Here is a 22,776-nt window from a genome sequence, read left to right as displayed (position 1 = left end):
ATATTCGAAAAGCAAAAATGTGTTCTAGTGGAACCCGGTCGTTTTTTTTGCGTCAAGGTTGGGATTGGCAAGATTTCTTGAAGAATGGGCGTGATGCTCAGGATTTCATAAACACAAAAGATGCAATGGCTTTGCAGGTAGTGGAGGTGGCTAGAAATGGGCGGAAGTAGTTCACAAGTTGTTGGCTATCGTTATTACGCAAAGTTTGCAGCATTCATCGGCAATCGGATTGAGAAACTTTTAGCGATTAATTTTGATAATCGTGGCTGGCTTGTAAAAGATAAGGGTGATGCAAGCCCGCACTTGGAAATCAGCAAGCTATCACTCTACGGTGAAAATGAGGGTGGTGTATCTGGGAATATTGACATTCACTTCGGCACACCAGATCAAGAACCAAACGAAGTCTACCAGCAATATTTACCGCTAGTTTCAGGCTATCCATATCAGTCGTATTTGGTATTTCGTGGGCTTACTTCAACCAATCCACTTACTGGAAAGCAAACTACAGCACCCGGTTTCTACCTCGGAAACTCAGGCTACATGAAAGAGATGCTGCTATGGGTGCAGCGAATTCATGTGCGGAATGACGGGCGTGAGCAGTGGTATGATGAAAAAGCAGAAATAGGTTATTACTTCAAATTTACCGAAGCGAATAAATTTCTTTATACACAAAAATTTACTTCGCTCTTGGATGGCAAGGTTGTAACACCGGGTGGTGAGAAATCTACAGAAACAACCCCTTTCGAATACACAGGTAGTTATGCCGCTGCTGATAGGAGAGGTCTTGCTTGGAGCATAGGTGGTACGCTAGAAAGCGTGGAGTCGAATGATCCAGTTGATTCGCATTTGTTTTATCTGATTCCACAAATAGGGGTAGTCGCCCACATAGAATTTTCTATCAATACGAGTACCTTAGCAGAAGAAGTTGAATATGAGGTGATTGGGACTTTAGCTAAGCCACTTGTAATTTCACAGCAATATCCACAGACCTTGATTTCTGCATATTTTATCATTCCAAAGGGTCGAGGGTATGTAGCGGTAGGGATTAAAGCCCGTTCTAATGGCATAGTCTTTGAAAATGGATCACCTCGGATTGGCGCAAATATTTCAGCACGTATGTTTGAGTGTTATGTATTTGAGCAATATGTTGATTTCGGCGCAGGAGATATAAACCCAATCCACAAAATCCGTGAAATTCTTACAGGCGACACAGCAATGGGCAAGCCTGAGTCCGATGTGAATGATGAGAATTTTATTAAAGCAGCAGACAGAATTTACGATGAAGGATTGGGTATTTCATGGGCGATTGATGAGAAATCATGCATCGAAGCCATCGAGGAACTTTGCTATCACATAGAGGCTGGTATTCGTGTAAACCGACAGACCGGTTTGTATGAAATGGTTTTATTTCGCGATGACTGGTTTTCTGAAGATGAAATTCATGATATTGCAGAAAATAAAATCAAGGATTTGTCACTTGAAGTCATGAATAGTGATGACATTGTAAATCAACTCAATGTTACATATTACGACCGTGAACGTATTAAAAATTCTACTTTTTCGGTTTATGAAAACGGCTCTATTTTAACAATGGGTCATGCGAATGCCGAGTCTGCTGAGTTCCCATATTTCATGAATATGCGAAATGCCGAGGTTGTGGCGAACTGGAAGTTAAAACAGTTTTCTACTCCAGCGTGGTCGGGCAGTTTTAGCACTGGCTGGAAAGAAGCGCGTAAATGGAATCGGTACGATTTGATTCGCTTGCCGTGGTCTAAAAAATGGAATGGCACAATCCTTGCTCGAATCATGAAAATCAATTTAGGTAATGGCACTGACAACACTGTGACCATTGATTTTGAAGAAGTGATCCCGTATTCAGGCGAAATGAATACTTCGATTGTAGTTGATGCTCCGATTGATTCAACGCCACAGCCACCGCAATCAAGCGACAATGCAATATTTGAAGCCCCGTATTATCTAACTGTGCTTCGCGCAGGTCAAACAAATGCTGATCTGGAGTTGTCTAATAATCCTGATATTGGCTATGTGGCTGCAATCGCAGCAAAACCGCAAAGCAACTCACTGAACGCACTGCTCTATACCGATGGTGGGGTGGGTGAGTTTGAGCAGGTTTCTCGTCTTGATTATTGTGACATTTTGCAGCTTGATCAGCCGATTGCGGAAACAAGTTCATCATTTACAGTCACTGGATCATTAACCCAAGTAGCAAACTCAAATAATTTAATTTTATTAAATGATGAACTAATGGGGTTTGTGAGTTTTGATGATGAAACGAAAGTTTTAACTGTGAAGCGCGGTGTGCTTGATACTGTGCCGAAAAAGCATAGTAGCGGGTCTTTATTTGTATTTGATTTGCCTGATGTGGCTTTTGATTCTACGCAATATGCACAAAGTGAGGTTGTTGAAGCTCAGGTTTTAACAACGACACCAAGCGGTATTCAGAGCCTTTCGGGAACAGGTGTCCCGGTTGAAATTAAATCTCGCGCCATTCGCCCTTATCCACCAGCGAATGTGAAAATTAACAACGTGTTATGGCCGGAAACCTTGCTTGTATCATCTGATTTGGTTGTGTCTTGGGTACATCGGAATCGGATACAGCAAACAGGTGGTGTATCTCTAGGTTTCTATGATGCTGGTATTGCTGCTGAGTTGGGTGTGACATATTCGCTTGAACTTTCAACACTGCAAGATGGAGTATTGTTATCAGCTGATAATATCAACGCTGATAATTATGTGATTCCAGAGGCTACAATTTTACCGAACAAAGCACACAAATTAAAATTATGGTCAGTTCGTGATGATTATGATTCATACCAAATTTATGAGCATAGTTTTTTTGCTGAGTCTGCGAGTTTGATTTTAACTGCGACGACCAATGGCGAAAAAGTTGAAGGAAACACAGTGCCAACAGCTAATATTAGTGTGAATGTTGATACATCACTGAAAGCAAACATGCAGTTTGATGGCTCAAAAATCACGGGGAAAGCCTCAGCAAATTCAGTTATTACTATCGAGGTTGAGGAATAAAATGACGACATATACAGGCATTGCGGATGCAAATGGTGATTTTACAGTGTCTTTTGACTCTGCGAGTTACACAAGCGGTGAAAAAATCACTGTCACAGCAGAAAAAGACAGTGCAACAAAATCAATCGAATTGTATGCTCCTTCGGGCGCTGTTGGTGGTGATGCTCCTTTTCAACTACAAAACCCTGTAGCTGGTGGGTTTGAGGACTGTAAAATAAAGTTTCCAGGTAATTTACCTGCGTATGCATTTTACGTTTCTGAGTCCACTGCTGTTTTTACAAAAGTTAAAACACTGGAGATAAAAGAAGTAACAGGTTTAACGGCTGGAAATTTTCAAGGCTGGTCAAGTTTAAGAAATGTTTTGCTTCCGAATTCAATAACATCAATATCAGGTTCAGCTTGTTTTTCAGGGTGCAATATTGACGAGCTGACTATTTCAAGCAGTGTAAATGTATATAGTGCGTCACTTATTTTAAATAATGTGTCAGGGAGTAGTAATGCGTTTAACAATGTTAAGACTTTTAATTTTTTAGCGCAAGTCGCAACAATTCCTAGTAATGCTTTTAAGCAAAATGCTAGTACTTGGTCATCTCTTGAGTATTTAACGTTAAGCGCCAGTTTAACCAATATTCCTTCGGGAGCATTTATGCGATGCCCGAATTTAAAAGTAATCACAATGCTGTCGGAAAATCCACCAACAATCGCAAGCAATACTTTCACTTTTGGGACAACTGGAAACCCTGACACTAATGCAGGAATACCTGTAGGATGCATTATCAAGGTCCCCGCAGCATCAGTCGCAGCATACCAAGCAGCGCCAAACTGGTCAGCTTTTGCTTCACAAATACAAGCAATTTAATTTAAAAAATTAATACAGCACCAATAGGTGCTTTTTTATTACCAAAATTTAGGGGGCGCAATGTCCAACGATTATTCAACTGATCCGCCACCAATAACACCAAGTCAACTTTACGCAATTTCAGACAACATCAATCAGTTGCGGCAAAGTATGGAAAAATTGGCTGATGTGCCTCAAAAGATCGACCGAATGAGCATGCAGTTTGATCAACTTCAGGAAAAGCAAAAACACCTGGATAACAACCTGCAACAGGCAAAAGGGGATTTTGAAGCAGATCTAGACCGAACAAAATCAAGTATTCGAGCTGATATAAAGCAGCTGCGAATGGATGCTGAGGTCAAGCACAAAGAAGTCGATATGCAGATCCGGGTGCTGCATGAAAGTAAAACCAAAATAGATAGTGTGACCAATCTGGTTCGTTGGGGTGGGATTGCAATCATAGGTGTCTTTGCTGCCGCCTGGAACAATCAAACTGCCAAAACTGACACAGTGAATGCACAAGCAATGGCGAATAGTCAAAAAATTCAGGTCCTCGAAAAACAATCTGATCAGACCCTTCGCACCTTAGAAGAAATCCGCAACAAACTTTACGAACGTAACTATATGAGTGAGACAAAATGAAATTAATCCAAGAAAGTGCATTACAGTACTTATCCGTAAAGCTCCCACTACTGGGGGCTTTTTTAATGCTTGCAGTTTTAGCACTACAGTGGGCATTAGACTTCAACTTTATCCCTGAACAATATGCACCTTTCATTATTGGTACTGTATTGCCAGCACTGAGTTGGGTAGGTCGCAAGATTGCACAACCACAATTATACAATCAGTCTTTAGGCTTCGCCACCATTACAGCCGGCCATAGCAACACAGATCCCGGTGCCGTAAATGGCAAAGTGAAAGAAGCAGATCTGGTCGTCAATTTCCGCAATGCAGTGACTCACTATTTACGTGAAGCGGGGATACAGGTCAAAACGGATGGTACTGGCACCAAGAACGACCCGCTCTCAGCTGCGGTAAAATTAATTCAAGGCTCAAGCGTGGCGGTTGAATTCCACATGAATGCAGCAGCTTCAAAACAGGCAAATGGCATTGAAACCATTGCACTGCCTAAAGATAAAAAACTTGCACAGGACTTATCCAAAGCTGTAGCCGATGCGCTTGGTAGTCGTTTACGTGGTGATAATGGCTGGATTGATCAGTCTAAATCAGCACGTGGCCGTCTAGCGTATGTGAATGCTGGTGGCTTGATTGTAGAGCTTGGTTTTATTTCCAATGAAGACGAACTTGCCCGATTTAATGCGCGTTACTGGCTGGCTGCAAAAGCTGTGGCCAAGGTTCTAATTGAATATGAAAAGGGGCATAAATAATGGCAGCTTTGACAATTGCGAGTGCTGTTTCTGAGTTTGTTGAAGCAGCTAAAATTGGCCGTGAAATCTATGAAACGGCTGCAAATGCGATGGATGCAGCAGAAAAAGAACGTGATTCTGGAGCGGATAAAAAAGCTTGGGTTCTGGCTTTCTTGAAGTCATTTATCACGGATCTTGGCCAGAACTGGGAGCGTTGGGCAAAGGTAATTATTACTTTTATTGACTTCGCCAAATCTGTATTTAACAGCAAGCGTTATTAACAGGTGGTCCACTTATTTTTTATGCCCTTGGTCTTCGGACTGAGGGCTATTTTTTGTTTATATGCAACCATATTGCAACTATTGATTTTATTAAACTTATAAGTTATTGAATTTATATTGGTAAATGTATAGTTATTGCCAATCCATCATAGGTGCGACACTGATTCGTGGAGATTGAGCAGTTTCAATGGGGTGGGTGAGAGTCATTAAAAAATCATGCCTTTAATCATGGTGGTGCAATCTGCGAAAAATCTATATTTAGCCAGAGTACGCAATTTGCATTTAGCGCCAAATTTTACACCATAATGAAAAAATAATTCATGTTATAAATTGATCAAGAAGGTTGCGGCTAAAAAAGAGCATTGAAAGGTACGGGTTTACTACCATGACAATATTGGAATGAATTGGAAACGAAGTCTTTTTTAGAGAAAAACAAGAAAGTAAACAGATTTGGCCTGCTCAGTCTATAAAAATAGAAAAATAGGAAAAGCCAGTATCATGATGAAGCCCTAAAAGATCAGTGATATCTTTTAGGGCTGAGGTGGAATATTTACTTTGCTAATTGATATTCATACTGTTCGTACTTAACAGGAATGATCAGTTATTCATTAAAAAAGGAATCTGCCAAGGGTAGGGGAATAAACCCAGATATGGCTTCAGTTCCTTCATTTGAATATTATTTTTTCTTTTTACTTTCTTTTTTGTATTCCTCATAAGCTTCAGCAGCCAGATTGCTTAAAGACATACCTATCGCAGCATATTGATATTCATTCAGGTTTGCTAAGGATGCACGGGCTGAAGGATGTTGAACACCAAAGCCGGAACCAGGCAGAAGCACTACACCGGTTTCATCCGCGACCCGGAACAACAGTTCAGTCGGATTTTTGTTTTTCATGATCCAGTCTGCAAAGTCATCTCCATATAAAGTACGTGCGGTATTCTCCAGACTTACAAGAGTGTAGTAATCCACACTGTTCGGATCTTGAGGAACTTCTACCCCGAGTTGCCGATACAGAGCCGCATCCCGTTCACGTACGACTGATTGGACAGCTTTTTTATAGCTTTGACGCGAATCCATCATATTAAACAAGGCAAAAAGGACCATCTGTACCTGCTGGGGTGTGGATAATCCGGCAGTATGATTCAAAGCTACATTTCGACTGTCGGCAACCATCCGATCGATAAATTTGATACTTGAAGGATCGGTGGTCAGTGAGGAATAACGTTCTGCAAGTTCCTTTTTATCCTTGGCGGACAGTGCTGCAATTTTTTGATCCAGAATATTATTTTTGGTGAGTGCAATGACGCCAAGACGCCATCCTGTAGCTCCAAAATATTTAGAGAAAGAATAGACCAGAATGGTGTTATCAGGGCATATGGCAAATAATGAAGTGAAATTATCGGCAAATGTTCCATACACATCATCAGTCAGAATAATCAGGTCAGGACGTTTCTTGACAATATCTGCGATGATGGCCAGTCCTTCATCATTTATTTTCACTGAAGGTGGATTACTTGGATTGACCAGAAAAAATGCTTTAATGGATGGATCTTCTAATTTACGTAATTCAGATTCCGGATATTGCCAGTTAAGCTCAGGATCAGCCTGGATCATGACTTCTTCAAGTTCATAGTCATTTAGCTTAGGAATTTCAATATAGGGAGTAAAAATAGGCGCTCCCAGGGCAATACGGTCACCATTCGAAATTATCTTATTTTCTTTTAATGAATTAAAGATGTAGGCCATTGCAGCAGTACCACCCTCTACTGCAAAAAGATCCAGTCCTTCTTTAGGCATACTCTGGACACCCATTTCACGAAGGACATATTCTTTAATAATTTTTTCACTGACTCTGAGCATTCGGTCAGGAACAGGATAATTACAGCCTAGAATGCCTTCAACCATTTCCAGTAAAAAAGCATCTGGATCCAGTCCCAGCTGGTCACGTACATATGAAATTGCTTTACCTAGAAAAACAACGCCAGGTTTATCACGATTTCCTAAAATAAATTGCTCAAAACGTGATTGTAATCCTTGTGAACGTGGAAATCCGCCTAGACCTTCAGGCATATATGAAAATGAAAATTCTGATTCAGTGGCAGAAAATAAACCGAGTTGGAAAAAGGCGCGCCGTGGAACAGTAGCAAGGAAATTCGGATTACCGCGGCCTGCATTCAGCATCATGCGATCCGTGCGGCTTGTTGCCAGCGCAATCAGTTCATCTTTAAGCTCAAATGGACTGAGTTTTGAGTATTTAGAGTAATCAGTGTTTCCCATGAGGAATCTCCAAAATTATGATGAATCAGACAAAATTGAAATTTGTGGATGTCGTTAAGCCAGGCCCACAATGAGTGGACCAAGCAAGGTTAAAAACACATTGGCTAAGGCATAAGTAATGGCAAATGGAACTGTTGGAATCGAGTTTCCGGCTTTGTCCAAGACAACACCAAAAGCGGGGTTGGCACTTCGGGCACCTGATAATGCTCCGGCCATCACTGCAACGTTGTCATAACGCAGGACATAGCGTGCAAAAAGCATGGAGAGAATGAGTGGGACGACTGTTACCACTACGCCAATCAGAAAGAGGGATAGGCCACTTTGTTTAATCGTCTGAAAGGCTTGTAAGCCGGATTGCAGACCTACGGCTGCCACGAAACCGGCCAGACCTAAATCTTTGAGGAGTTGAGATGCAGCCAGAGGCATGTTGCCACGTACCTGATTGCGGCTATGCAGCCAGCCAAAGAATAACCCTGATAAAAGTGCTCCCCCGCCAGCGCCCAGTGTTAATGGCATATTGCTAATACGAATGACGATTAAGCCAATTAACAGACCAACAACCAAACCTATGCCATGGAAGACCCAATCTGTTTTTATACTTTGGGATATGGCTCGACCGCCTTCTTTGACCATCCGATCAAGATCATTTTTTGTACCATAGACAGTAATGACATCTCCTTTATGAAGAACAGTATTATCATCCATGGGTACTGATTCATTATTTCTTTTAATTCCAAGTACATAAATACCATGTTTTAGATATTCTGGGGTGTTGGCCCTCACATCTCCTAGGGTACGATTAATGTATTTGGAGTTTCTGAGAATCATATCCGTGGTAGACATGACTATTTCCATGCCTTCAGAGGACTCGAGCTCAGTTCCGATATGTTGAGCAATTGAAACCACACTGCTTCTACGACCAATCACCAGAATAATATCATCTGTCTCGAGCTTGGTTTCTAGAGAGGAATCAATAAATTGAGTGCCGCGTTTAACCCGTTCAATTGTAATGTTGGGTATTTTTGACTGAAGCTCTGAAATTGTTTGTCCTGAGGCTTGCTGAACTCTATAAATACGCCCAACAATTTCAGGCATAGCAAGTTCTTGCCCAGGTGCCAGTTGAAAGGCGCCTTTTAGTTGTTCAGCTTGTGCCTTGAGCGCATCATCACGAATGCCCCGACCCATAAATTTTGGTACGATACTCGCGCAGATAATAATGGCACCGAGTGAACCGAAAATATAGGTTACTGCATATCCAATCGCGACATTGGCTTGAAGCCTCTGGATCTCCGCGGCAGGTAAGTCTAGGCGGGAAATCGCATCGCCTGCTGTACCAATAATTGCCGATTGGGTCATTCCGCCTGCTGCCAGTCCTGCTGCCATTCCTTTGTCCAGCTGGAATATTTTTGCCATGATGAGCACGGTAGCCAGTCCGCAAACTGCCATAAATACCGCTAATATAATTTCTTTAAGTGATTTGGGGCCCAGCGATTTGAAAAATTGGGGACCACTTTCGAAACCTACTGCATAAATAAACAGTGCAAAGAGGATGGCCTTAACGCCATTGTCGACGGGTACACCAATAAGACTAAGCACAACAGCGGCTAACAATGAGCCAGCAACACCGCCGAGCTGGAATTTGCCAAATTGAAATTTTCCAATCCAAAAGCCTATTGCCAAAGATAAAAACAATAGAATTTCAGGGCTATGTTTTAATTCACCTTGTATCCATTCAATCATTTTATAGACTCACTGTTATTATTTAATCTATTTTTAAATTGAGTTTTGATTTTCACTTTATAAAAATACTATGTTGGATTTAAATAATGCAAATAAGTGTATTTTTTCTAGATTTTATATTAATCAAATGCTTAGTATTTTATATATGTATTTAAAATCCGTTTTTTATATTGAATTACATTTTGGAACAAAATATGATTTTTATTTAAGTCTATATTTTATTTAATGAAAATATTATTTTATTTAAACTTGGTTTTATTTGATTGTCTTAAGACATTGTAATTAATAATCTTTTTTGGAAGGCGTTTTAGGGTCAATATGTTAGTTTTCACATATTAAAAGGTAATTGTTACTATATATTTAATCCTGAATTTATTCAGAATTTAAAAATAATTTATTTTTAATGAAAATTAACTTAAATATTCATTAATTTTAATTCTTGGTGTGAGGTGATTTTCTTGTATTGGATTTTAATTTTTATATTAAATTTTGATATATGTTTTTTTATATTATGAACGTTCATTTTATTGCGACGAAAATAATATAATGAGGGGTTAAGTTAGATTAATTCCCGAACTATTTGTTTTAGATAAGGAACCTTGGGAATATTATCTGAATAAGCCTATAGGGATCTCATGCTCATAAATCAGTTTACAGCCTTATTTATTGTTCATTTTCAATACACTTTCCATTCACTCTTTTTCGACAGAAAGGAAAAAACTAATACCTTGGTAGCTGGTAGGTACGGCTGATGTACTCGTACCGAATTGCAGATATTAAAAAAAGAGGGGGGAGGAAAAATAAAATTAAAAAACAAGCCCAGTAGAGCGAGCTTCCTGTTGAGCTCTGACAATGTCAGCTAAAAATGAAAATGGAATTCCCAGTCATTTCTCAGTGGTATATTTTTATAGTGAGAGAGGAATTAAAAAAACGCTATAAATAAGGAGAACAATGATGCTGTTACTGGAGGAAATTTACAAAAGCTATAAAGCACAAAATTCGGCACATTTTAATTTAAGAATTCATCGTGGAGTGGGCTGGTTTAAAAAATCACTGGAGCTGGATCGAGATCTGGATTTTAAATTTATCAGTCTGTGGATCAGCTTTCAGTCTATTTATGCAGAGGAAGGCGATCTGATTCAGGGACAAGACAAGCTATATCAATTTTTAGAAATACTTTGCCAAAATGATACAGAACAGAAAATCGGCCATATTGTCTGGGAAAAATATAGCCAGCCGATTCATTCACTATTAGATAGCTCATATCTAAATCAAAGCTTTTGGGAGTATCGCAATCAAAAAATTAGTCTGGAAAACTGTCAGGCAGTACTTGAGAATCAGAAGCAACAAATACAGAATGCCCTGCAGGAAAAAAATTCAGTTGAAGTTCTAAAGCTGTTATTTCATCGTTTATATACTTTACATCATCAGCTCATGCATGGCGGCATGACCTACCAAAGTTCATTGAACCATAAGTCATTCGAGGAAAGTTGCCGAATTCTGGCAGCATTATTGCCAGTTTTTATCTGTATTTTATTGGAAAACTCAAAAACACTAGATTTGAATAAGCCCTATTATCCGGCAGCGCAAGTCAGCTAAATAGGATCAATGGCATCATGCCAACTTCCGTGCATGATGCCATTGATCCAACAGAGTGAATAAGGCAGCACATAGAGCCAGCCCGAGCCCTGCCATACAGGTCATGCTCCATCCACCATGATGCCAGGCATATACGCCTAAGGCCGAACCACAAGCTCCCCCAATAAAGTACAAAGTCATGTAGAGTGAGTTCACCCGTGATTTGGCATCTGGGCGCAGGCGAAAAATCACGTTCTGGTTACAGCTATGCGTAATTGCAAGTCCCAGATTTATCAGCCCATAACCCAAGATATAACTCAGCAAGGACACTGCACCAAAATACAGGAAGAGCCAGCTTCCAATCAGGATAAAGCAGCCGGTCCAGCTGAGTATTTTGATATGGCCACGATCAGCCCATTTGCCAATAAACTGCGTAGAAAGCGCGCCAAATACACCCACCAGAGTGACCAGTCCGACCATAACATCAGAAAGCTGAAAAGGTTCCTGGGTCAATAGCAGGGCGATGGTCGAGAACAACATGCTCATGGCAGCAAATGCACACGCACCTGTAAGTGAACGCAAAACCAGACGCGGCTCCTGCTTGAGTAATGCTGCCATGGATTTAAAAATTGCGGCATAGCTGATTCTCAGACGTGGCAAGCTCGGTAACTTTCCTTTTAGGTAAAAGCTTAAGGCAAGCATAATTATACCACTGAGGATATAAATCGTTTTCCAGTGAAACAGGTCGGAAAGTAACCCGGCAATACTGGTCGAGAGCAGAATGCCTACCAGCAAGCCACTCATCAGAAAGCCGACCACTTCTCCAGTTTTTTCCGGTTTGACCGCCATCGTAGCCAAGGGGATTAGAATCTGCGCCGCGACAGAAAACAGCCCTGCAATGATGGTACCGATCCAGAGCATTGGCAGATTCACTGCACTGGCACAAATAAATAATCCTGCTGCCGCACCCAGCATGAGAAAGGGGATCAGTTTGGTTTTATTTAACATGTCGCCCAAAGGCACAATAAACAGTAACCCCAAGGCATAAGAAATTTGAGCAAAGGTCACAGTGAGTGCCACTTGTGATTCAGGTACCTGATAATACTGCTGAATCGATGAAATCAGGGGCTGGGAATAATAGTTAGCGCCGGCACATAAACCGCATGCAATCGCCATCAGCCATAATAAGGGCTTGTTTTGACTGATATCGAGAGGCGTGTTCATAGGGTTAACCTTGTATTTAAGCTGGAAGAATTTAAATGAAAAAAGAATAATGTAGAAATTGAAGGCACTATAGGTCAGAAGTTATTACTTTAAAAGTAAAGAAATATTGTCATTATGAAAAATTGCCAGAGTTCAGGCAGATTAAGTAAAGGGGAACAAGCTCACCTCGAAAATATGAGTGAATAGTTATGGAGTTTTTTAGCTTTTAATAAGAGAGCTGCTTCATTAAGACGCACCTCGGTGCAGATAAGGGTAAAAAAGGGGCATGAGGGTGAAAATAGTTGAATATTTACTCTATTTTGTTGCGCAAATATGGTGCAAAACCTGATTTTTCAATGAGTAAGTCAGATCCATACATTAATATAATAAATGGTCCTTAAGGTTTTTTTTGACCCTTTATCTGACGGTTTGAGACTTGAATCTTATAAGTGTTTAAAGATCTGTTTCCAGAACATAGCCCAATTTGGTCAGCTAAAGATCTTCTCAACAAACACTATCATTTTATAAAATATGTTTTGAATATCTAAAAAATTATTGTTTCTGCTTAAATATTAAATCTGTCAGAAAAGTCAAAACTAAAAAAGTGGTTCAGCTCAGGTCCTGCTATGAGTAGTCAGCAGATAAATCAAAAATCTGTACTTGTACCAAAAGATGCAACGATAATTGTCAGAATGATCAATGTAACAAAATAAATCAGAAATGTGTCTGTCTACCATCCAGCAAAATCTGGGTTGATTACTCACTGGAATGAATATCGTTTATAAATTCATCACCTATGAATCTCTAGCAAATGAAATAAATGTGCTATCACAGCGAATTTTTTTATGAATCATCAGTTCAAAATATAGGTATTTATTAAATAAATAGTGGGTAGTAATTTCAAACAGTTTGATTAGAATCCAAAAATTCAACAAAAACACATCCTGAGGGGAAACATCGTAAATCACGATGTTTACTTAAGAAAAATTAGCTTGAGGGACGCTCATGCAGATTGGAATTCCAGCCGAAACTGTCGTCGGTGAAAATCGCGTCGCTGCGACGCCTGAGACAGTAAAGAAATTGATCAGCGCTGGTCATAGTGTGGTGATCGAACGTGGTGCCGGTGTTAAAGCTGCCTACATCGACAGTGCCTATGAGCAAGTTGGTGCCAAAATTACGGATGATGCCTATACCGGTAGCCAGATGGTTTTGAAAGTTCGTGCACCCAAGGGTGAAGAAATTCAGAAGCTGTCTGCCAATACCACGGTGGTGGCGATGTTTGACCCATACCGCAATACCGAGCTTGACCAGTTCGCGGCGCAGAATGTGACTGCATTTGCTCTTGAGTTGTTGCCACGGACCCTGTCACGTGCGCAAAACATGGACGTATTGTCTTCGCAAGCCAACCTGGCTGGATATAAATCAGTGCTTTTGGCTGCTGCTGAATACCAGCGTATGTTCCCAATGCTGATGACTGCTGCGGGGACCGTCAAACCGGCCCGTGTGGTGATCATGGGAGTCGGTGTAGCAGGTTTGCAAGCGATTGCCACTGCAAAACGTTTAGGTGCCATCGTTGAAGCCACAGACCTGCGTCCAACTGCAAAGGATCAGGTCGAGTCTTTGGGCGGTAAATGGTTGGATGTACCTATGTCACCGGAAGAACAGCAAAAAGCTGCAGATGCTGCCAAAAATGGTTATGGCTGGATGCCGGGTGAAGAATACATCCGCGATCAGGCTGCAATTGTTGATAAAGCGGTATCGAATGCCGACATCGTGATTACCACTGCGCTTTTACCAGGTCGTGATGCACCGCGTTTGATCCGAGCTGAAACTGTAGCCAAGATGAAACCGGGTTCAGTGATCCTGGATATGGCGGTGGAATCAGGTGGCAATGTTGAAGGTTCGAAATGCGGTGAAACCGTTGTTACTGAAAATGGTGTGAAGATTCTGGGTGTTCCAAATATTCCATCGACGGTATCGACTGAAGCATCAGCGCTCTATGCACGTAACGTCTATAACTTTGTTGAAACACTTTTTGATGCAGACAAGAACTTTGTCCTGAATCAGGAAGATGAAATTCAAAAAGCCCTACTTGTCACTCACGGCGGCCAAGTGCTGTTAAAACGTGGTTAAGGAGCAGACTCATGGTTGAAACAATTACGATTTTCGTCCTGGCCATCTTCGTGGGTTACTACGTGGTTTGGGGAGTGACACCAGCACTACATACGCCGTTGATGGCGGTCACCAATGCCTTGTCATCGATCATTATTGTCGGTGCGATGATCCAGACTGTTGGTTTGCCTGTAATCGGCGTTGAAGGTAGCGTGGATTTTCAGACTATTAACGTGGTGAGCGTACTGGGTGCGATTGCAGTATTCCTGGCTAGCATTAATATTTTCGGTGGCTTTGCTGTAACTGCACGTATGCTGGAAATGTTCAAACCTAAGCAAAAGAAAAAAGAGGGTTAATACATGGAATTTATTCGAGATTATGCGGATTGGTTCTACCTGATTGGCGCCGTTCTTTTTATCTTAACGCTACGTGGTTTGTCTGGTCCTAAAACTGCGATTGCAGGTAACCGTTACGGTATGATCGCGATGGCGATCGCTGTAGTGACCACATTCTTTGTTGCAGACAATCCAGTGGTCTGGATGATTCTTGCTGCAATGGCAGCCGGTGCGGTGGTGGGAATTGCACGTGCACGTACCGTTCCAATGACCCAGATGCCGGAAACTGTGGCACTTATGCACTCACTGGTCGGTCTGGCTGCAGTCCTGATTGCAGTAGCGGCGATTATCCATAACAACAAGCTGATTGAATTAGGTCCAGACCTGTTGGCAGCGAATGGCGTTGCATTCCATGCAATGAGCAAGGTTCACTTGTTTGAACTGTTTGTGGGCTGTTTCGTGGGTGCAATTACCTTTACCGCATCCGTCTTTGCTTATGGCAAGCTGGCTGCAAAGAAATGGGCAAAAACTATTTCTGGCGCGTGGGTAAAACCGGTTCAGGCACTGATTTTTGTTGCGATGCTGGGCTTTGGGATTCATTTCTTCCTGACGGGTAGCATGACTTCTTTCTGGGCGATGACAGGTCTTGCACTGGCATTTGGCTGGGTGTGGATTGCCCCGGTAGGCGGCGGCGATATGCCAGTTGTGGTTTCACTGTTAAACTCCTTCTCAGGTTGGGCTGCAGCCGGTATTGGTTTCACTTTAGAAAATAACATGCTGATCGTTGCCGGTTCACTGGTCGGTTCTTCAGGTGCAATTCTGTCTTACATCATGTGTAAAGCAATGAACCGTTCCATCATTAACGTACTGTTTGGTGGTGCGATGGGTGGTGGTGCCGCACCGACAGCAGCAGCTGGCGAACAGGTGCAGCGTAATTACCGTTCAGGTTCAGCAGATGATGCGGGCTTCCTGATGTCGAATGCGGACAGCGTAGTCATTGTACCGGGTTATGGGATGGCACAAGGTCGTGCACAGAATGCGGTAAAAGAACTGGCAAACTTGCTGAAAGAGCAGGGCGTAACGGTTCGCTTCGCGATTCATCCAGTTGCAGGCCGTATGCCTGGTCATATGAACGTACTTCTTGCTGAAGCAGATGTTCCTTATGAAGACATCCTGGAAATGGACGAGATCAACTCGGACTTTCCGGCAACTGATGTGGTTCTTGTCATTGGCGCAAACGACGTGGTTAACCCTGCTGCGAAAGATGATCCAAGTTCTCCAATTTATGGCATGCCAATTCTGGAAGCACATAAGGCGCGTACCATCATGGTGATCAAGCGCTCTATGGCAACCGGTTATGCAGGTCTGGACAATGACTTGTTCTATAATGACAAAACCATGATGATCTTCGGTGATGCCAAGAAAGTTGTGGAAGACATGACCAAAGCGATTAATGGTACCGGTCACTAATCATTTAAATCATTAGAATCCCCCTGAGTCCCCCTTTAATAAAGGGGGATTTTTTTATATCTTGAAAAAGCATTATTCTGTGGTCATCAAACTTCTATGTTTATGATGAATTGATCCTAAAATACCAATCAAATCGGTGCATAGGACAAGATGAAAATTAAAGAAAAATAGCTGATTGAGTTGTATTAATGCTTATAAAGTTGGATGAACAGGCAATAAAAAAGCGACCTACACAGGTCGCTTTCTTGAATATTCGGTTTTTACGCTACAGAATCAGTATCTGTAGGATTGCGCCATAAGCTTTCTAGGTCATAGAATTTACGTGCTGTTGGAAGCATGCAGTGAACAACCACATAACCGAGGTCGAGCAGGATCCATTCAGCATCACGTTCGCCTTCTATACCTAGAGGGCGAAAGCCAGCTTTACGTGCTTCTTCAGCAACATTATTGGCCAGTGATTTGATATGACGAGTCGATGTACCACTTGCAATGACCATAGCATCAGCTACATTACTGATACCGCGAACATCAAGCTCAACAATTTCTTTTGCTTTTACATCTTCAAGTGCAGCATGTACGACTTTTAAACAATCCTGTACAGCTTGAGAATTTGAATTCATAGTAAGATCGTGAGAATTAGAAGCGCTGGGCGATGGTTCTAAATTCATGGGGGGTGTAATTTCCTAACAATTATGCATGATCTAATATAGCGGTTTTAGTCCAAAATTTCAAATCAGACCACATTCTACTCAGTCATGCTCCGCAAAGAATTCGTCTTTCCAGGCAAAGGAATCACAGGAGTGTCCGCTGGGTTTATACTCGGCAGCCACGTACCCTTGATAATGGTTGTGTTTTAACCACTGAAATATATCATGATATTGAATTGAGGCCGTATTGGGTTGATGTCGTCCCGGACAATCCGCAAACTGGATATGGCCAATCGACGCAATATTTTCTTGCAAAGTTTCCAATACATCTTCGCCCATCATCGCCATGTGGTAGCAGTCATACTGCATTTTTAAGGCCGGATGTTGAACTGCTTCGAGCATTTCCTGGGCCTGAGCAACATTTTGAATCAAGAAGCGTGGCATATCGATGCCATTGATCATTTCAAAGACCGGTTCAATTTGATGGTCAAGCAGCATTGAGCAAGCCATTTTCAGATTACTTGCTAGCGTACTTAGGCAGGGCAACAGGTCACAATCCACAGGCTGTTTTCCTGCCAGAATGTTCACCCGGGGTACATTCAGTGCGGTAGCATACTGGATGGCCTGCTCAACCGCATGACGAAACTCGATTTCCCTTCCCGGAATGCCAGCCAGGCCATGACCACCCTGCATTAAATCACCTGCCGGTACATTAATCAGGCACAAGTTCAGCTGATGGGTGCTGAGCTGGTTTTGAATCTGACCAATACTGAGTTCATAAGGAAACTGGATTTCCACATGATTAAAACCCTGCGCACGAGCCAGCGCGAAGCGTTCGATGAGTGGTACTTCAGTAAAAATCATCGACAGGTTGACGGCAAGTTTAATCATGTCTTTCTCTTCAATATTCGAGGCTGCATAAATCAAGCGTTATGAATGTTTTAGTTGCTGGATTACAGTGGCCAGATCTGCTTCGGCAAAGCCTTGAGCCTGATGGGCCTGTAACTGTGAAAGTGCCTGAGTTGCGACCGGAACATCCAGCTCAAAGCTTTGGGCCAGTTGTACGGCATTATTCAGATCCTTGGACAAGGTCTGGACTTTCCATTGCACTGGTACAAAAGTCTGCGTGGCCATACGCGGCGCCAGAATCTGGAAAGGCTTGGAGTCGGCAAAACCACCTGCCAACGCTGGCGCCAGTAAGCGTGTATCTACCCCGGCAAGGCCAGCCAAGGCTACGGCTTCTGCAATCAGGGTACTATTGGCCGCGACAATCAGCTGATTACAGATTTTGGTTGCCTGACCGGTGCCCGTATCCCTCATACGGGTGACACGCTGGGAAAGTGCTTTATAAATCGGGTCAAGTGATCTAATTGTAGCGGCATCACCACCAGCAAAAATCACCAGACTGCCTTGTTCGGCCCCGGCGGTACCCCCTGACACTGGAGAATCAATCCAGGTTACTTTTTTGGCCTGTGCTTCTGCGGCAAGTGCTTGAGTTTGCTGTACCGAAAGGCTGGAGAAATCTACAATGACTTGATCAGCGACCAAATATGGCTCAATTTGCTCAAAGACAGATTGCATCGCCTGATCATCTGCCAGGCAGGTAAGAATCACCGGATAATTGGAAATCTGGTCTAGAGACAGCGCAGTCGCACCCTGATCCAGCAAGGGATTACAGGCCGCAGGTGTACGGTTCCAGACCGCCACCTGAAAACCTGCCTGAAGCAGACGCATAGCCATGCGAGTGCCCATTAATCCCATCCCTAAGAAGGCAATTTTAGTATCAAGATTCAACTGCATACTTTCCTTTATTCCTTGCTTTGACTCAGACTCGACTTATTTGTATTGGCGTGGCACAAATTGAACCTCTGGGTTCTTGTCTTTTTTACGGGCCAATTGACTGTTTTTACCCAGTAATAATTTCAACTGCCAGATTTTTTCCATACGCAGGGATTTATTCGGACGATGCTGCATGGCATCCAGTACAAATTTAGAGGCCATCAGCGCATCTGGAGAACGCTGCAGCATTTCCTCAGCCAAAGCCTGTGCTCTCGCCAATGGCTGTTGATCGACATGGGTGATCAGACCGATTTCTTTGGCATATTTGCCCTCAAAAATCCGGGCAGTCAAAGTGAGCTCTTTTGCCAGATCAATCCCAATCAGGCCTTTCAGTGAACGGCTGAGTCCCATGTCTGGCACCAGTCCCCAACGGGTTTCCATAATCGACATTTTGGTGTCAGGATGAGCAATACGTATGTCTGCGGCCAGAGCAAGCTGCATGCCGGCACCAAAACAGAAGCCCTCCATCGAAGCGATCACCGGAACTGGCAATTCCTGCCAGACCAGAAATGCTTTTTGAAACAGGCTTTGACCGGGGCGGATCAGTTCCCATGCGGCATAAGCACGATTTTTAGGATTATTTAAATCGGCCAGATCAATACCGGCACTAAAGACCTGGGCTTCACCGTTTAAAATCACACAACGGATACTTTTATCTTTTTTGATTTTCTGTGCAGTCGCGACCAGTTCGCGCAGCAGGGCAAAGCTCATGGCATTGCGTTTATCTGGGCGATTCAATGTAACCGTGGCAATGCCGTTATTTTTTTCCAAGCGTACAAGTGACATGGCATTCTTCCTTATTTTTCCTGGCTTGAGCATAGCATGCAGCCTTTGGGCTTGCATGACAGCTCAGTCACACTTCTCAAATCATGAGCTGAGCAGCTTCAGATATTTAATTTAAATGTTGTCTTAAAATTTGTTGGGCAGCCTGTTCGACCTGCTCAACCACAGCTTTAAGTTCATCAAAATATTTCAGTACATCTTGCACAAAACTTTCATCGGCCTTACGGCGTTCTTTGCGCAGGGTCGAAACGAACTGCTCAAAACCACCCGTAACCTTCTGCAAAGTCGGTGCTCCGACATAGCGGGTCGCGCCATAAAGACGATGCAGCACATGTTCAAGTTGCGGAAAATCTTCCAATTCAATCAGTTGCTGCATTTCATCAAGTTCATCCGCAAAGCTGTCCACCAGCATGCGTAACAGGTCTACCGCCAGGTCTTCCTTATTGGCTGCCAGTTGCAGGCTTTGCTGCCAGTCCAGAATATTCGGATCCAAGGCATCAATCACATTGGCACGTTCCAGTACCGGAATGCGTTTAAAATGCTCGGTGGTCCAGTGTGTCAAAATTTGGATAATCTGCTCGATCTGGATCGGCTTGGTAACATAGTCATCCATGCCATTTTGCAGCAGTTTATGTTTTTCATCAGAAAGCGCATGCGCCGTCAAAGCAATAATCGGCAGGCGGTTATGATTTTCAAAGGTCGATTCCAGCGAGCGAATGGCACGGGTGGTATCAATTCCCGACATCACCGGCATCTGGATATCCATAAAGACCAGATCAAAAGCTGGCTGTTTCTGCTCATAACGGCGCTGGATAATATCAATCGCTTCCTGTCCGCTAAGCGCTTTGGTCGTAGTGACATTCAGTTCGCCCAGCAAGGCTTCCAGAACAATCAGGTTGGGCAAATGATCATCCACGGCCAGAATATGCAGACCTTGGCCATTAAATTCTTCATGCTGTTCCTGATCAAAGATCGGCTGATTACCGAGCAGCTGAATCAGCGCGCTGCGGCTGAGAGGCTGATGCAGGGCACGGGCACGATAGTTATTAAGCATGCTCGGATCCAGCTGCATCTGATAACCATATACCGCCAGATGTCCCTGATAACGTGAACGGATTTCACGTAACAGAACTTCACTGTCACCACTATGATCGACAATCAGCCAAGTATTTTCGCTATCCTGCAAATGGTTCAGACGGCTGAACAGATCCAGAATTGATGCGCATTCAATGTGTTTGACCTGATAATTCTCGAGATACTGCCGTAGCACGTTCGCAGTTGCCGGATGTGCAAGATAAGAAATGACAGTCAATTCGCTGAAATTTGGATGCTCAATCACGTTATTTTCATCAACCAGGAACTGGGCAGTAAACCAGAACGTCGAGCCTTTTTCAGTCGGGGCACGTTCCTGATTGTCTTCAAACCCGATCTGGCCATGCATCAGGTTCACCAGCTGTTTGGAAATTGCCAGCCCGAGACCGGTACCGCCAAACTGGCGGGTCACCGAGGTATCGCCCTGAGAGAAGGATTCAAACAGTTTTTTACGGTCTGTACCACTCAGGCCAATACCGCTGTCCTGCACACTGAAATGCAGCAAACACTGATCCTTGCCATCATGTTCCATGCGAGCCCGGACAATGATTTCTCCATCCGGGGTGAATTTGATCGCATTGGAAATCAGGTTGGTCAGAATCTGCTTAAACCGCAGCGCATCACCAATGATGTGTTTTGGCACGCCGTCAGCATAATAAAAAGCCATATCAATATGTTTTTGTGCTGCCAGAGGCGACAACATGTCCATCACATCAAAGATCGCTTCTTCCAGGTCAAAAGGTGCCGTTTCCAGTTCCAGTTTGCCGGCGTCAATTTTGGAAAAATCCAGGACATCATTAATTAGTGCCAGTAAATGCGCAGAAGATTTACGGATGGTCTGCAAATACAGGCTTTGCTCGTTGCTGAGATTGCCCTGACGTAATAACAGATGAATAAAACCATCAATACTGTTCAGTGGAGTACGCAGTTCATGGGAGATATTGGCCAGAAACACAGACTTGGCCTGGTTGGCCGAGATCGCCTGGTCACGTGCCTGACGATAGGTAATATTCTGGACTTCTAAAGTATCAAGGGTGCGGCGCAAATCATCTTCGGTCTGCTCGGTATGTTCACGCAATTCCAGAAAGCTAAAATGCAGACGTTTCACCACATTGGCAATATCACGTTGCAATAAACGCAACTCTCCGGTGCTATTAATCACCATATGCTGGCCGAGGGTATCGGCATTCAGGCGTTGCAACTGCATGCGAATTTCATACATTGGCGCAATCCAGCGCCGTGAATAAAAATTCAGACAGAGAAGCAATAATAATAAGGTCAGTAATCCGGTTGCAATCAAGACAATCATTACCCGATAACGGGCAATTTCCAGAGGCTGATTATCCAGTTCAATCGCCAGCCAGCCGGGAGAAAAAGTGTTTTCATTTATTTTAAGGGCATAGACATGATTGTTCTGATACAGGATCGGACCGACAAAATTGCCGCTTTTCTCAAAATCGGGCCAGGCAGCCTTTTCCTGAAAGCCGATCCCTAAACGTTTTTTGCCATTTTCGTCCAGAACCGCTGCCCGTAACAGATGCTTTTCATTCAGCATGTTCTGCATGGCATTGTGAGCCTGGTCATATTGCCATGGATACAGATTCAAGATATCCAGTGCATATTCTGCAGTCCCTTGGAAGCGGGTCAGAATCGCGATGGCCATCTGCTTCTGCTGCGCACGTGCAGCATTTGAAGTTTCAGTCAACACCAGCATGGCGCCAACACAGGCCAAAATGGTAATCGGCACAAAAATCAGCGCAATCAGCTGTCCATAGGCATGATTTAAGTGTAAGCGTTTAAACAGCTTTTTGTTGATAGTTGACATGATTTAAGCAGTATTTTCTTTATGCCTGGCATATTAACATGCTTTAAATCCACAGTTAAAATTTAAGCACTATTTTTATAAATGTTCGGATTAGAGGCTAAAAATATAAAAGATTTGAGTCAGTTTTGCTCAAGCAGGCCTAGGGCAAGAACCCGGAACTTTCAGGGTGAATAGTGCAGGGCGGAATAGTACTTTTATCATATAAGCTGACCACTTCATCTGAGCAGATCACAGGGAAATGTCGTGGATGACTTGATACTTGACGAGTTTTGGCGAGTTTTCTGAAAAAGCCCTGCTAAATGAGTGCAGGGAAAAGCATTTTTTCATACAATAGCCGCAC

General features: G+C 42.9%; 17 protein-coding genes. 9 read left to right on the top strand and 8 right to left on the bottom strand.

Features of this window, described 5'->3' with window-relative positions:
- Positions 1 to 156: 156 nt before the first annotated feature.
- The 5 genes from VXQ11_RS12455 to VXQ11_RS12435 are packed head-to-tail and all read left to right on the top strand — an operon-like array spanning position 157 to position 5,534.
- Positions 157 to 3,048 carry a hypothetical protein gene (locus tag VXQ11_RS12455; RefSeq protein ID WP_416706160.1) on the top strand — a complete coding sequence of 964 codons (2,892 nt, stop codon included), beginning with the start codon at positions 157 to 159 and terminating at the stop codon, positions 3,046 to 3,048.
- A 1-nt stretch (position 3,049) separates the two neighbouring features.
- A complete protein-coding gene (locus VXQ11_RS12450; protein ID WP_416706159.1) occupies positions 3,050 to 3,907 on the top strand; it encodes a leucine-rich repeat domain-containing protein in 858 nt (285 codons plus the stop codon).
- 60 nt (positions 3,908 to 3,967) lie between these two features.
- The gene (locus VXQ11_RS12445; protein WP_416656359.1) at positions 3,968 to 4,528 is read left to right on the top strand and encodes a hypothetical protein; all 561 of its coding nucleotides are present in this window, start codon (positions 3,968 to 3,970) and stop codon (positions 4,526 to 4,528) included.
- On the top strand, positions 4,525 to 5,274 hold the full coding sequence (locus VXQ11_RS12440) for an N-acetylmuramoyl-L-alanine amidase (protein ID WP_416706158.1): 750 nt from the start codon (positions 4,525 to 4,527) through the stop codon (positions 5,272 to 5,274). The genes VXQ11_RS12445 and VXQ11_RS12440 overlap by 4 nt, the downstream gene beginning before the upstream one ends.
- Entirely contained in the window at positions 5,274 to 5,534 is a 261-nt protein-coding gene (locus VXQ11_RS12435) for a hypothetical protein (protein ID WP_086044518.1), read from the top strand. The genes VXQ11_RS12440 and VXQ11_RS12435 overlap by 1 nt, the downstream gene beginning before the upstream one ends.
- Before the next feature lie 676 nt (positions 5,535 to 6,210).
- Here VXQ11_RS12435 and VXQ11_RS12430 read toward each other — a convergent pair.
- Positions 6,211 to 7,812 carry a bifunctional aspartate transaminase/aspartate 4-decarboxylase gene (locus VXQ11_RS12430; RefSeq protein ID WP_416706157.1) on the bottom strand — a complete coding sequence of 534 codons (1,602 nt, stop codon included), beginning with the start codon at positions 7,810 to 7,812 and terminating at the stop codon, positions 6,211 to 6,213.
- Between the two features lie 54 nt (positions 7,813 to 7,866).
- The gene (gene aspT, locus VXQ11_RS12425; protein WP_416706156.1) at positions 7,867 to 9,552 is read right to left on the bottom strand and encodes an aspartate-alanine antiporter; all 1,686 of its coding nucleotides are present in this window, start codon (positions 9,550 to 9,552) and stop codon (positions 7,867 to 7,869) included.
- Positions 9,553 to 10,506: 954 nt separating this feature from the next.
- On the opposite strand from aspT, the gene VXQ11_RS12420 reads away from it, so the two are divergent.
- On the top strand, positions 10,507 to 11,151 hold the full coding sequence (locus VXQ11_RS12420; protein ID WP_416706204.1) for a hypothetical protein: 645 nt from the start codon (positions 10,507 to 10,509) through the stop codon (positions 11,149 to 11,151).
- A gap of 15 nt (positions 11,152 to 11,166) precedes the next feature.
- On the opposite strand, the gene VXQ11_RS12415 is transcribed toward VXQ11_RS12420, so the two are convergent.
- Positions 11,167 to 12,354, bottom strand: a complete 1,188-nt coding sequence (locus VXQ11_RS12415) for an MFS transporter (protein ID WP_064095219.1) — start codon at positions 12,352 to 12,354, stop codon at positions 11,167 to 11,169.
- Positions 12,355 to 13,338: 984 nt separating this feature from the next.
- Between VXQ11_RS12415 and VXQ11_RS12410 the strand changes: the two genes are divergently transcribed.
- Genes VXQ11_RS12410 through VXQ11_RS12400 form a run of 3 tightly spaced genes read left to right on the top strand, consistent with a single transcriptional unit; the run spans position 13,339 to position 16,250 of the window.
- The gene (locus VXQ11_RS12410) at positions 13,339 to 14,466 is read left to right on the top strand and encodes a Re/Si-specific NAD(P)(+) transhydrogenase subunit alpha (protein ID WP_416681896.1); all 1,128 of its coding nucleotides are present in this window, start codon (positions 13,339 to 13,341) and stop codon (positions 14,464 to 14,466) included.
- An 11-nt stretch (positions 14,467 to 14,477) separates the two neighbouring features.
- Positions 14,478 to 14,801, top strand: a complete 324-nt coding sequence (locus VXQ11_RS12405) for a proton-translocating transhydrogenase family protein (RefSeq protein WP_004281642.1) — start codon at positions 14,478 to 14,480, stop codon at positions 14,799 to 14,801.
- 3 nt (positions 14,802 to 14,804) lie between these two features.
- On the top strand, positions 14,805 to 16,250 hold the full coding sequence (locus VXQ11_RS12400) for an NAD(P)(+) transhydrogenase (Re/Si-specific) subunit beta (RefSeq protein ID WP_416706155.1): 1,446 nt from the start codon (positions 14,805 to 14,807) through the stop codon (positions 16,248 to 16,250).
- Between the two features lie 260 nt (positions 16,251 to 16,510).
- Here VXQ11_RS12400 and rsfS read toward each other — a convergent pair whose 3' ends face one another.
- The 5 genes from rsfS to VXQ11_RS12375 form a co-directional block, all read right to left on the bottom strand.
- Positions 16,511 to 16,918, bottom strand: coding sequence for a ribosome silencing factor (gene rsfS / locus VXQ11_RS12395; RefSeq protein ID WP_064095215.1), 408 nt, complete (start codon positions 16,916 to 16,918; stop codon positions 16,511 to 16,513).
- Between the two features lie 81 nt (positions 16,919 to 16,999).
- A complete protein-coding gene (locus VXQ11_RS12390) occupies positions 17,000 to 17,788 on the bottom strand; it encodes a hydroxypyruvate isomerase family protein (RefSeq protein WP_064095214.1) in 789 nt (262 codons plus the stop codon).
- 39 nt (positions 17,789 to 17,827) lie between these two features.
- On the bottom strand, positions 17,828 to 18,697 hold the full coding sequence (locus VXQ11_RS12385; protein WP_416706154.1) for an NAD(P)-dependent oxidoreductase: 870 nt from the start codon (positions 18,695 to 18,697) through the stop codon (positions 17,828 to 17,830).
- Between the two features lie 36 nt (positions 18,698 to 18,733).
- Entirely contained in the window at positions 18,734 to 19,522 is a 789-nt protein-coding gene (locus tag VXQ11_RS12380; protein ID WP_416706153.1) for a crotonase/enoyl-CoA hydratase family protein, read from the bottom strand.
- A gap of 106 nt (positions 19,523 to 19,628) precedes the next feature.
- On the bottom strand, positions 19,629 to 22,436 hold the full coding sequence (locus VXQ11_RS12375) for an ATP-binding protein (protein WP_416706152.1): 2,808 nt from the start codon (positions 22,434 to 22,436) through the stop codon (positions 19,629 to 19,631).
- Between the last annotated feature and the right edge of the window lie 340 nt (positions 22,437 to 22,776).

It is taken from the genome of Acinetobacter sp. 197 (assembly GCF_048148385.1).
In the GTDB taxonomy this organism is placed as follows: domain Bacteria; phylum Pseudomonadota; class Gammaproteobacteria; order Pseudomonadales; family Moraxellaceae; genus Acinetobacter; species Acinetobacter pecorum.
This window is presented reverse-complemented; position numbering and strand designations above follow the sequence as displayed.

Coding starts and splice junctions, on each gene's coding strand:
- VXQ11_RS12455 (WP_416706160.1), top strand. CDS start 157: ATGGGCGGAAGTAGTTCACAAGTTGTTGGCTATCGTTATTACGCAAAG.
- VXQ11_RS12450 (WP_416706159.1), top strand. CDS start 3,050: ATGACGACATATACAGGCATTGCGGATGCAAATGGTGATTTTACAGTG.
- VXQ11_RS12445 (WP_416656359.1), top strand. CDS start 3,968: ATGTCCAACGATTATTCAACTGATCCGCCACCAATAACACCAAGTCAA.
- VXQ11_RS12440 (WP_416706158.1), top strand. CDS start 4,525: ATGAAATTAATCCAAGAAAGTGCATTACAGTACTTATCCGTAAAGCTC.
- VXQ11_RS12435 (WP_086044518.1), top strand. CDS start 5,274: ATGGCAGCTTTGACAATTGCGAGTGCTGTTTCTGAGTTTGTTGAAGCA.
- VXQ11_RS12430 (WP_416706157.1), bottom strand. CDS start 7,812: ATGGGAAACACTGATTACTCTAAATACTCAAAACTCAGTCCATTTGAG.
- aspT (WP_416706156.1), bottom strand. CDS start 9,552: ATGATTGAATGGATACAAGGTGAATTAAAACATAGCCCTGAAATTCTA.
- VXQ11_RS12420 (WP_416706204.1), top strand. CDS start 10,507: ATGCTGTTACTGGAGGAAATTTACAAAAGCTATAAAGCACAAAATTCG.
- VXQ11_RS12415 (WP_064095219.1), bottom strand. CDS start 12,354: ATGAACACGCCTCTCGATATCAGTCAAAACAAGCCCTTATTATGGCTG.
- VXQ11_RS12410 (WP_416681896.1), top strand. CDS start 13,339: ATGCAGATTGGAATTCCAGCCGAAACTGTCGTCGGTGAAAATCGCGTC.
- VXQ11_RS12405 (WP_004281642.1), top strand. CDS start 14,478: ATGGTTGAAACAATTACGATTTTCGTCCTGGCCATCTTCGTGGGTTAC.
- VXQ11_RS12400 (WP_416706155.1), top strand. CDS start 14,805: ATGGAATTTATTCGAGATTATGCGGATTGGTTCTACCTGATTGGCGCC.
- rsfS (WP_064095215.1), bottom strand. CDS start 16,918: ATGAATTTAGAACCATCGCCCAGCGCTTCTAATTCTCACGATCTTACT.
- VXQ11_RS12390 (WP_064095214.1), bottom strand. CDS start 17,788: ATGATTAAACTTGCCGTCAACCTGTCGATGATTTTTACTGAAGTACCA.
- VXQ11_RS12385 (WP_416706154.1), bottom strand. CDS start 18,697: ATGCAGTTGAATCTTGATACTAAAATTGCCTTCTTAGGGATGGGATTA.
- VXQ11_RS12380 (WP_416706153.1), bottom strand. CDS start 19,522: ATGTCACTTGTACGCTTGGAAAAAAATAACGGCATTGCCACGGTTACA.
- VXQ11_RS12375 (WP_416706152.1), bottom strand. CDS start 22,436: ATGTCAACTATCAACAAAAAGCTGTTTAAACGCTTACACTTAAATCAT.